Source organism: Pikeienuella sp., from assembly GCF_046290545.1.
Lineage (GTDB): Bacteria > Pseudomonadota > Alphaproteobacteria > Rhodobacterales > Rhodobacteraceae > Pikeienuella.
The window spans coordinates 119,198-126,766 of record NZ_JBKAGV010000012.1; the positions used below are offsets into that span (position 1 = coordinate 119,198).

The following is a 7,569-nucleotide window of genomic DNA, read 5'->3' on the forward strand; positions in this document are numbered from 1 at the left end:
CTCGCCCTCCTCAGAACACGGTGCAGAGCACTTCGCCGCCGACATTGGCGGCGCGCGCCTGCGCGTCGGACATCACGCCGCGCGGCGTCGAGACGATCGAGACGCCGAGGCCCTGGCGGACCTCCGGCACGTCCTTCACTCCGGCATAGACGCGACGGCCGGGCTTGGAGATGCGCTTGAGTTCGCGGATCGCCGGGGCGCCCTCGAAATACTTGAGCGCAATCACGAATTCCGGTTTGCCGGGGGTCGTCTCCACCCGCTCGTAGGAGCGGATGTAGCCTTCCTCGACCAGAACGTCGAGAACCCAGCCGCGCAGCTTGGAGGCCGGCGTGCGGACTTCGGACTTGTGGCGCATCAGCGCGTTGCGGATGCGGGTGAGCATATCGCCGAGAGGATCGTTCATGTCCTGTCCCTCACCAGCTCGATTTCACCATGCCCGGGATCTGCCCTGCGGAGGCGAGATCGCGGAGCGCGATGCGAGACATCTGGAGCTTCCGGTAATAGGCCTTGGGCCGGCCGGATACCTTGCAGCGGTTGTGGAGCCGCGTTTCGGAGGAGTTGCGCGGCAGCTCGGCGAGCTTCAGCCGCGCCTTGAACCGCTCCTCCATCGTCAGGCTCTCGTCCTTCGCGATCGCCTTCAGCTTCGCGCGCTTCGCCGCGTACCGGTCGACAAGCGCCTGCCGCTTCACTTCGCGGGCCACCATGCTTTTCTTCGCCATGTGTTCTCTCCCGCTCAGTTCGTGAAGGGCAGGTTGAAGTGGCGCAGCAGCGCCTTCGCCTCGGCGTCTGTCCGCGCCGTGGTGCCGATCACGATGTCCATCCCCCAGACCTGGTCGATCTTGTCGTAGTCGATCTCGGGGAAAATGATGTGTTCCTTGATGCCCATGGCGAAGTTGCCCCGGCCGTCGAAGGCCGTGCCCTTCACGCCGCGGAAGTCGCGGATACGCGGCATCGCGATGGTCACAAGGCGGTCGAGGAACTCGAACATCCGGTCGCCGCGGAGCGTGACCTTGACGCCGAGCGGCATCCCCTCGCGGACCTTGAAGCCGGCGATGGAGTTCTTCGCCTTGGTGATGACCGGCTTCTGCCCGGCGATCTTCGCGAGATCGTCGTGCGCGGCCTTGATCTTCTTCGAGTCCGACACGGCCTCGCCGACGCCCATGTTCAGGACGATCTTGTCGAGCCGCGGGATCATCATGTCGTTCTTATAGCCGAACTCTTCCTTGAGCGCGGCGCGGACCTTCTCCGCATAGAACGCCTTGAGGCGCGGCGTGTAGCTGGCGGCGTCAAGCATCGATGACCTCCCCGGACTTCTTAGCGAAGCGGACCTTCTTGCCGTCGACCATCTTGAAGCCGACGCGGGTCGGCCCGCCCTCCTTCGGATCGACGATGGCGAGGTTGGAAAGGTCGATCGACGCGGGCTGCGGAATACGGCCGCCCTGGCTCTGGGCGGACTGCTTGGTGTGGCGGATCACGATGTTGACGCCGGTGACGACCGCGCGGCCCTCCTTCGGCATAACCTTCTCGATCTCGCCTTCCTTGCCCTTGTCACGGCCCGAAAGCACGACGACCTTGTCGCCCTTCTTGAGTTTCGCGGCCATCAGAGCACCTCCGGCGCAAGGCTGATGATCTTCATGAAGTTCTTGGCGCGCAGCTCGCGCACGACCGGCCCGAAGATGCGGGTGCCGATCGGCTCCATGTTGTTGTTGAGAATCACGGCGGCGTTGCCGTCGAAGCGGATCGCGGTGCCGTCCTCGCGGCGCACTTCCTTCGCGGTGCGGACGACGACGGCCTTGCGGACCTCGCCCTTCTTCACGCGGCCGCGGGGGATCGCCTCCTTCACGGAGACCACGATGACATCGCCGACCGAAGCGTATTTCCGCTTCGAGCCGCCGAGCACCTTGATGCACTGGACCCGTCGCGCGCCCGAATTGTCGGCCACCGCCAGATTGGTCTGCATCTGGATCATGCTGGTTTCTCCCGACCTGCAGGGACGTCAGCCCTGCGGTTTCGATGAACCGGTTGGATGTGAGGGGCGCCCTCAGGCGTCGATCACAACCTCCCAGCGCTTGGTCTTCGAGATCGGCGCGCATTCGCGGATGCGGACGACGTCGCCGGTCTTGAACTGGTTCGCCGCGTCATGGGCGCGGTACTTCTTCGACTTCCGGATCGTCTTCTTGAGAACCGGATGCGTGATCCGGCGCTCGACGAGCACGGTCACGGTCTTGTCGTTGGCATGGCTCACCACGGAGCCCTGGAGGATACGCTTGGGCATCTCTTACGCCTCCCGCGCCGCGGCGGCGGCCTTCTCGTTCAGGATCGTCTTCACGCGCGCCGCGTCGCGGCGCGCCTTGCGGAAGGCGGCGGTGTTGTCGAGCTGGCCGGTCGCCTGCTGGAAGCGGAGGTTGAAGCTCTGCTTCTTCAGCTGCGTCAGCTCCTCGCGGAGCTGGTCCGGAGTCTTTTCGCGCAGTTCGGAGGCCTTCATGCCCCATTCCTTTCCACATCGCCGGAGGGCCCTCTGGGGGTTACCCTGATTCCGGCGGGTATCGCTTGGAGACGCGCCCTATACGCCAGCCGCTCCGGCGTGACAAGGGGCGCGCCCGATTCATTCCGGCCCCGGCGAACCGGGGCCGCGCAATCACCAGTCTTCGCGCGTGACGAAGCGGCACTTGATCGGCAGCTTCATCGCCGCAAGGCGCAGGGCCTCCTTGGCGATCGGCTCGGCGACGCCGTCGATCTCGAACATGATCCGGCCCGGCTTCACCTTCGCCGCCCAGTATTCGACGGAGCCCTTGCCCTTGCCCATGCGGACCTCGGTCGGCTTCTGCGTCACCGGCACGTCGGGGAAAATCCGGATCCAGACCCGGCCCTGCCGCTTCATGTGGCGCGTGAGCGCGCGGCGCGCGGCCTCGATCTGGCGCGCGGTCACGCGCTCCGGCTCGACCGCCTTCAGCCCGAAATGGCCAAAATTGAGGTCGGAGCCGCCCTTGGCCTCGCCATGGATCCGCCCCTTGAACTGCTTGCGGAACTTGGTGCGCTTCGGAGAGAGCATCTCTTTATCCTTTCAGTCGGCGCGGCGGCTCAGCGGGCCGGGCGCGACCCGCCTTCCTGAGATTCGGCCTGGCGGCGGTCATGGGCCTGCGGGTCGTGCTCCAGCACCTCGCCCTTGAAGATCCAGACCTTGACGCCGCAGATGCCGTAGGCCGTCTTCGCCTCGGCGGTGGCGTAGTCGATGTCGGCGCGGAGCGTGTGGAGCGGCACCCGGCCTTCCCGGTACCATTCCGTCCGGGCGATCTCGGCGCCGCCGAGGCGGCCGGCGAGGTTCATCCGGATGCCCTGCGCGCCCATGCGCATGGCGTTCTGCACCGCGCGCTTCATGGCCCGCCGGAACGCGACGCGGCGCTCGAGCTGCTGCGCCACGTTCTCGGCGAGGAGCTGCGCATCGACCTCGGGCTTCCGGATCTCGACGATGTTGAGGTGAAGCTCGGACTTCGTGAGCTTCGCGACCTCCTTGCGGAGCCCCTCGATATCGGCGCCCTTCTTGCCGATGATCACGCCCGGCCGCGCGGTGTGGATCGTCACCCGGCACTTGCGGTGCGGGCGCTCGATCACGACGCGGGAGATGCCCGCGGCGGCGCAGCGCTTCTTGATGAAGGCCCTGATCTTCAGGTCTTCATGCAGGAGCGGGCCATAATCCTTCGTGTTGGCGAACCAGCGGCTGTCCCACGTGCGGTTGACCTGAAGGCGAAGGCCGATCGGATTGACTTTATGACCCATCAGGCCTGCTCCTCGACTTGCCGAACCTTGATCGTGATCTGCGCGAAGGGTTTCAGGATCTTGCCATAGCGGCCACGGGCGCGGGGGGAGCCGCGCTTGAGCGTCAGGTTCTTGCCGACCCAGGCCTCCGCGACGACGAGGTCGTCAACGTCGAGCCCGTGGTTGTTCTCCGCGTTCGCGATCGCGCTCTGCAGCGTCTTCTTCACGTCGCCGGCGATCCGCTTCTTGGAGAAGGTGAGATCGGCCAGCGCCTTGCCGACCGGCTTGCGCCGGATCAGCTGCGCGACGAGGTTCAGCTTCTGCGGGCTGACCTTCAGCATCCGGCTCGTCGCCAGCGCCTCGGTCTCAGCCGCGCGACGGGGGTTCTTTTCCTGTCCCATCGCTTATCTCCGCTTCGCTTTCTTGTCGGCCTGGTGGCCGTAATAGGTGCGCGTCGGCGAGAACTCGCCGAACTTGTGGCCGATCATGTCTTCCGAGACGGAGACCGGAATGTGCTTCTTGCCGTTGTAGACGCCGAAAGTCAGCCCGACGAATTGCGGCAGGATGGTGGAGCGGCGGGACCAGATCTTGATGACCTGGTTCTTGCCGGACCCCTGCGCCTTCTCGGCCTTCTTCAGAACGTGGGCGTCGACGAACGGGCCCTTCCAGACGGAACGTGGCATTTTCCCCGTCCTCTCTTATCGCTTGTTCTTGCGGGCGTGACGGCTCCGCAGAATGTACTTGTCGGTCGCCTTGTTGCGGCGGGTCTTCGCGCCCTTCGTGGGCTTGCCCCAGGGTGTGACCGGATGACGGCCGCCCGAGGTGCGGCCTTCGCCGCCGCCATGCGGGTGGTCGATCGGGTTCATCGCGACGCCGCGAACCGAGGGGCGCTTGCCGAGATGCCGCATCCGGCCGGCCTTGCCGAAGTTCTGGTTCGAATTGTCGGGGTTCGAGACAGCGCCGATCGTGGCCATGCATTCCTGCCGCACGGTGCGAAGCTCGCCGGAAGAGAGGCGAAGCTGCGCATAGCCGCCGCCGCGGCCGACGAACTGGGCGTAGGCGCCGGCGGAGCGGGCGACCTGCCCGCCCTTGCCAGGCTTCAGCTCGATGTTGTGGACGATCGAGCCGACCGGCATACCGGAGAAGGGCATCGCGTTGCCCGGCTTCACGTCCACCTTCGCGCCGGAGACGACGCTGTCGCCCACCGCGAGGCGCTGCGGCGCAAGGATATACGCCTGCTCGCCGTCCTCATAGCGGATGAGCGCAATGAAAGCGGTGCGGTTCGGGTCGTATTCGATCCGCTCCACCTTCGCCGTCACGTCGAACTTCCGTCTCTTGAAATCCACGATACGGTAGAGCCGCTTGGCCCCGCCGCCCATCCGCCGCGCCGTGATCCGCCCGTAGTTGTTCCGTCCACCCGATTTCGTCAGACCCTCGGTGAGGGACTTGACGGGGCGGCCTTTCCACAGCTCCGAACGGTCGATCAGAACCAGCCCGCGCTGGCCCGGCGTCGTCGGCTTGTACGACTTCAACGCCATCTTGCTGTCTCCCGCTTCTTTCTCAGAGGCCCGTCGTCACGTCGATGGCGTTGCCCGCCTCGAGCGTCACATAGGCTTTCTTCACGTCGTTCCGCTTGCCGGGACGGCCGCGGAACCGCTTCACCTTGCCCTTGGAAATGGCGGTGTTGACCGCCTTCACCTTGACGTTGAAGAGCGATTCGACCGCCGCCTTGATCTCCGGCTTGGAGGCGTCGATCGCCACCTCGAAGACCACCGCATTCGCCTCGGAGGCCAACGTCGCCTTCTCGGTGATGATCGGGCGGCGGATCACGTCGTACTGTTCTGCCTTCGCGCTCATTTCAGCCGCTCCTCAAGCGCGGCGACGGCCGCTTTGGTCAGAACCAGCCGGTCCCGGCGCAGGATGTCATAGACATTCGCGCCCTGGCTCGGCAGCACGTCGAGGCCCTGGATGTTGCGGGCCGCGCGGGCGAAGCCGGCGTCCACGACCGCGCCGTCGATGACGAGCGTCTTGCCAAGGCCGAGCTTCTCCATCGCCGCCTTCAGGTCCTTCGTCTTCCCGCTCTCGAGCGTCGCCGAATCGAGCACGATCAGCTCGCCCGCCTTCGCCTTCGCTGAAAGCGCATGGCGGAGGCCGAGGGCGCGGACCTTCTTCTGCAGGTCATGCGCATGGCTCCGGGGCACCGGGCCCTTGGCGTTGCCGCCGTGGCGGAACTGCGTCACGCCGCGGTCGCCGTGGCGGGCGCCGCCGGAACCCTTCTGGCGGACGATCTTCTTCGTCGAATAGCTCGTCTCGCCGCGGGTCAGCGTCTTGTGCGTACCGGCCTGCCGCTTCGCGAGCTGCCAGCGCACGACGCGCTGCAGGATGTCGGCTCGCGGCTCGAGGCCGAAGACCTCGTCCGCAAGCTCGATCTCGCCCGCGGCGCCGCCGTCGAGCATGGTCACTGCGGTCTTCATTTCTGGTCACCTCCCTCGGGAGCGGGGGCATCGCCTTCCGGGCCCGCCTTGAGCTCGGCTTCGGAGGCCTTGAGCGCAGCCTCCTCGGCGGCGGCCTGCTCCGCAGCGGCTGCCGCGGCGGCTGCGGCGGCCTCGGCCTCGGCGGCGGCTGCGGCGGCTGCCGCAGCGGCGGCGGCTTCCTCGGCGGCGGAGCGGAGCGCGGCGGGCAGGATCACGTTGTCGGGCGTCGGCTTCTTGACCGCGTCCTTGATCGTGACCCAGCCGCCCTTCGAACCGGGAACCGCGCCCTTGACCATGATGAGGCCGCGCTCGGCGTCCGTCTTCACCACCTGAAGGTTCTGCGTGGTGACGCGGACGTCGCCCATATGGCCGGCCATCTTCTTGCCCTTGAAGACCTTGCCCGGATCCTGGCACTGGCCCGTGGAGCCGTGGGAGCGGTGCGAGATCGACACGCCGTGCGAAGCGCGAAGCCCGCCGAAATTGTGCCGCTTCATCGCGCCCGCGAAGCCCTTGCCGGTCGAGGTGCCGGAGACGTCGACGAACTGGCCCGCGAAATAGTGATCCGCCGTCAGCTCCTCGCCGATCGCGATGAGGTTCTCGGGCGCGACGCGGAACTCGGTCAGCTTCCGTTTCGGCGCGACATTCGCCTTGGCGAAGTGGCCGCGCATCGGCTGCGTCACGTTCTTCGGCTTGGCCGCGCCGGCGCCGAGCTGGACGGCGGTGTAGCCGTCCTTCTCCGCGGTCTTCTGCGCGACGACCTGGACATTGTCCATCTGCAGGACGGTGACCGGCACCTGCCGTCCGTCGTCCATGAACAGCCGGGTCATGCCCAGCTTTTTGGCGATTACCCCTGAGCGCATGATCCGCGTCTCCTCAGAGCTTGATTTCGACGTCGACGCCGGCGGCGAGGTCGAGCTTCATCAGCGCGTCCACCGTCTGCGGCGTCGGGTCCACGATGTCGAGAAGCCGCTTGTGCGTCCGGATCTCGAACTGCTCGCGGGACTTCTTGTCGATATGCGGCCCGCGGAGAACCGTGTACTTCTCGATCTTGGTCGGCAGCGGGATCGGGCCGCGGACCTCGGCGCCGGTGCGCTTGGCCGTGTCCACGATCTCCTGCGTGCTCGAATCGAGCACGCGGTGGTCGAAGGCCTTCAGCCGGATCCGGATGTTCTGACTCTGCATCTCTCTCGCCCTTCCGGGACTGATGGGTCGGGGCGCGGCCTACCGCGCCCCTCTCCCCCGATTACTCGATGATGGTGCCGACGACGCCGGCGCCGACGGTGCGGCCGCCCTCGCGGATGGCGAAGCGGAGGCGCTCCTCCATCGCGATCGGGGCGAT

General features: G+C 66.5%; 17 protein-coding genes. All 17 read right to left on the minus strand.

What is annotated here, in order from left to right; genetic code table 11:
- Positions 1 to 10 precede the first annotated feature (10 nt).
- Positions 11 to 403, minus strand: coding sequence for a 30S ribosomal protein S8 (gene rpsH, locus ACE37J_RS10870; protein WP_409711216.1), 393 nt, complete (start codon positions 401 to 403; stop codon positions 11 to 13).
- Positions 404 to 413: 10 nt separating this feature from the next.
- Entirely contained in the window at positions 414 to 719 is a 306-nt protein-coding gene (gene rpsN, locus ACE37J_RS10875) for a 30S ribosomal protein S14 (protein ID WP_409711218.1), read from the minus strand.
- A gap of 14 nt (positions 720 to 733) precedes the next feature.
- Positions 734 to 1,294: a 50S ribosomal protein L5 gene (gene rplE / locus ACE37J_RS10880; RefSeq protein ID WP_409711220.1), complete on the minus strand. Its 561-nt coding sequence runs from the start codon at positions 1,292 to 1,294 to the stop codon at positions 734 to 736.
- The gene (rplX, locus tag ACE37J_RS10885; RefSeq protein ID WP_409711222.1) at positions 1,287 to 1,601 is read right to left on the minus strand and encodes a 50S ribosomal protein L24; all 315 of its coding nucleotides are present in this window, start codon (positions 1,599 to 1,601) and stop codon (positions 1,287 to 1,289) included. The genes rplE and rplX overlap by 8 nt, the downstream gene beginning before the upstream one ends.
- Positions 1,601 to 1,969: a 50S ribosomal protein L14 gene (gene rplN / locus ACE37J_RS10890; protein WP_409711224.1), complete on the minus strand. Its 369-nt coding sequence runs from the start codon at positions 1,967 to 1,969 to the stop codon at positions 1,601 to 1,603. Before rplN ends, rplX begins: the two co-directional genes overlap by 1 nt.
- Positions 1,970 to 2,041: 72 nt before the next feature.
- Positions 2,042 to 2,275 (minus strand): 30S ribosomal protein S17, encoded by a 234-nt coding sequence (rpsQ, locus tag ACE37J_RS10895; protein ID WP_409711226.1) that lies wholly within the window; start codon positions 2,273 to 2,275, stop codon positions 2,042 to 2,044.
- A 3-nt stretch (positions 2,276 to 2,278) separates the two neighbouring features.
- Positions 2,279 to 2,485 (minus strand): 50S ribosomal protein L29, encoded by a 207-nt coding sequence (gene rpmC, locus ACE37J_RS10900; protein ID WP_409711228.1) that lies wholly within the window; start codon positions 2,483 to 2,485, stop codon positions 2,279 to 2,281.
- 153 nt (positions 2,486 to 2,638) lie between these two features.
- The gene (gene rplP / locus ACE37J_RS10905; RefSeq protein ID WP_409711230.1) at positions 2,639 to 3,052 is read right to left on the minus strand and encodes a 50S ribosomal protein L16; all 414 of its coding nucleotides are present in this window, start codon (positions 3,050 to 3,052) and stop codon (positions 2,639 to 2,641) included.
- Between the two features lie 29 nt (positions 3,053 to 3,081).
- Entirely contained in the window at positions 3,082 to 3,777 is a 696-nt protein-coding gene (rpsC, locus tag ACE37J_RS10910; RefSeq protein WP_409711232.1) for a 30S ribosomal protein S3, read from the minus strand.
- Positions 3,777 to 4,157 (minus strand): 50S ribosomal protein L22, encoded by a 381-nt coding sequence (gene rplV, locus ACE37J_RS10915; RefSeq protein WP_409711234.1) that lies wholly within the window; start codon positions 4,155 to 4,157, stop codon positions 3,777 to 3,779. The genes rpsC and rplV overlap by 1 nt, the downstream gene beginning before the upstream one ends.
- A gap of 3 nt (positions 4,158 to 4,160) precedes the next feature.
- On the minus strand, positions 4,161 to 4,439 hold the full coding sequence (rpsS, locus tag ACE37J_RS10920) for a 30S ribosomal protein S19 (protein WP_409711236.1): 279 nt from the start codon (positions 4,437 to 4,439) through the stop codon (positions 4,161 to 4,163).
- Between the two features lie 15 nt (positions 4,440 to 4,454).
- Positions 4,455 to 5,294: a 50S ribosomal protein L2 gene (gene rplB, locus ACE37J_RS10925; protein WP_409711238.1), complete on the minus strand. Its 840-nt coding sequence runs from the start codon at positions 5,292 to 5,294 to the stop codon at positions 4,455 to 4,457.
- 22 nt (positions 5,295 to 5,316) lie between these two features.
- Positions 5,317 to 5,613, minus strand: a complete 297-nt coding sequence (locus tag ACE37J_RS10930; protein WP_409711240.1) for a 50S ribosomal protein L23 — start codon at positions 5,611 to 5,613, stop codon at positions 5,317 to 5,319.
- Positions 5,610 to 6,230 (minus strand): 50S ribosomal protein L4, encoded by a 621-nt coding sequence (gene rplD / locus ACE37J_RS10935; protein WP_409711242.1) that lies wholly within the window; start codon positions 6,228 to 6,230, stop codon positions 5,610 to 5,612. The genes ACE37J_RS10930 and rplD overlap by 4 nt, the downstream gene beginning before the upstream one ends.
- Positions 6,227 to 7,093, minus strand: a complete 867-nt coding sequence (rplC, locus tag ACE37J_RS10940) for a 50S ribosomal protein L3 (RefSeq protein WP_409711252.1) — start codon at positions 7,091 to 7,093, stop codon at positions 6,227 to 6,229. The genes rplD and rplC overlap by 4 nt, the downstream gene beginning before the upstream one ends.
- A 10-nt stretch (positions 7,094 to 7,103) precedes the next feature.
- Entirely contained in the window at positions 7,104 to 7,412 is a 309-nt protein-coding gene (gene rpsJ, locus ACE37J_RS10945; protein ID WP_409711244.1) for a 30S ribosomal protein S10, read from the minus strand.
- 61 nt (positions 7,413 to 7,473) lie between these two features.
- Positions 7,474 to 7,569, minus strand: a 96-nt coding sequence (locus ACE37J_RS10950) for a hypothetical protein (protein ID WP_409711254.1), incomplete at its 5' end; no start/stop codon positions are given.

What these genes read in the sequence shown, in the direction of transcription:
- rpsH (WP_409711216.1), bottom strand. Translation starts at nt 403, where the DNA reads ATGAACGATCCTCTCGGCGATATGCTCACCCGCATCCGCAACGCGCTG.
- rpsN (WP_409711218.1), bottom strand. Translation starts at nt 719, where the DNA reads ATGGCGAAGAAAAGCATGGTGGCCCGCGAAGTGAAGCGGCAGGCGCTT.
- rplE (WP_409711220.1), bottom strand. Translation starts at nt 1,294, where the DNA reads ATGCTTGACGCCGCCAGCTACACGCCGCGCCTCAAGGCGTTCTATGCG.
- rplX (WP_409711222.1), bottom strand. Translation starts at nt 1,601, where the DNA reads ATGGCCGCGAAACTCAAGAAGGGCGACAAGGTCGTCGTGCTTTCGGGC.
- rplN (WP_409711224.1), bottom strand. Translation starts at nt 1,969, where the DNA reads ATGATCCAGATGCAGACCAATCTGGCGGTGGCCGACAATTCGGGCGCG.
- rpsQ (WP_409711226.1), bottom strand. Translation starts at nt 2,275, where the DNA reads ATGCCCAAGCGTATCCTCCAGGGCTCCGTGGTGAGCCATGCCAACGAC.
- rpmC (WP_409711228.1), bottom strand. Translation starts at nt 2,485, where the DNA reads ATGAAGGCCTCCGAACTGCGCGAAAAGACTCCGGACCAGCTCCGCGAG.
- rplP (WP_409711230.1), bottom strand. Translation starts at nt 3,052, where the DNA reads ATGCTCTCTCCGAAGCGCACCAAGTTCCGCAAGCAGTTCAAGGGGCGG.
- rpsC (WP_409711232.1), bottom strand. Translation starts at nt 3,777, where the DNA reads ATGGGTCATAAAGTCAATCCGATCGGCCTTCGCCTTCAGGTCAACCGC.
- rplV (WP_409711234.1), bottom strand. Translation starts at nt 4,157, where the DNA reads ATGGGACAGGAAAAGAACCCCCGTCGCGCGGCTGAGACCGAGGCGCTG.
- rpsS (WP_409711236.1), bottom strand. Translation starts at nt 4,439, where the DNA reads ATGCCACGTTCCGTCTGGAAGGGCCCGTTCGTCGACGCCCACGTTCTG.
- rplB (WP_409711238.1), bottom strand. Translation starts at nt 5,294, where the DNA reads ATGGCGTTGAAGTCGTACAAGCCGACGACGCCGGGCCAGCGCGGGCTG.
- ACE37J_RS10930 (WP_409711240.1), bottom strand. Translation starts at nt 5,613, where the DNA reads ATGAGCGCGAAGGCAGAACAGTACGACGTGATCCGCCGCCCGATCATC.
- rplD (WP_409711242.1), bottom strand. Translation starts at nt 6,230, where the DNA reads ATGAAGACCGCAGTGACCATGCTCGACGGCGGCGCCGCGGGCGAGATC.
- rpsJ (WP_409711244.1), bottom strand. Translation starts at nt 7,412, where the DNA reads ATGCAGAGTCAGAACATCCGGATCCGGCTGAAGGCCTTCGACCACCGC.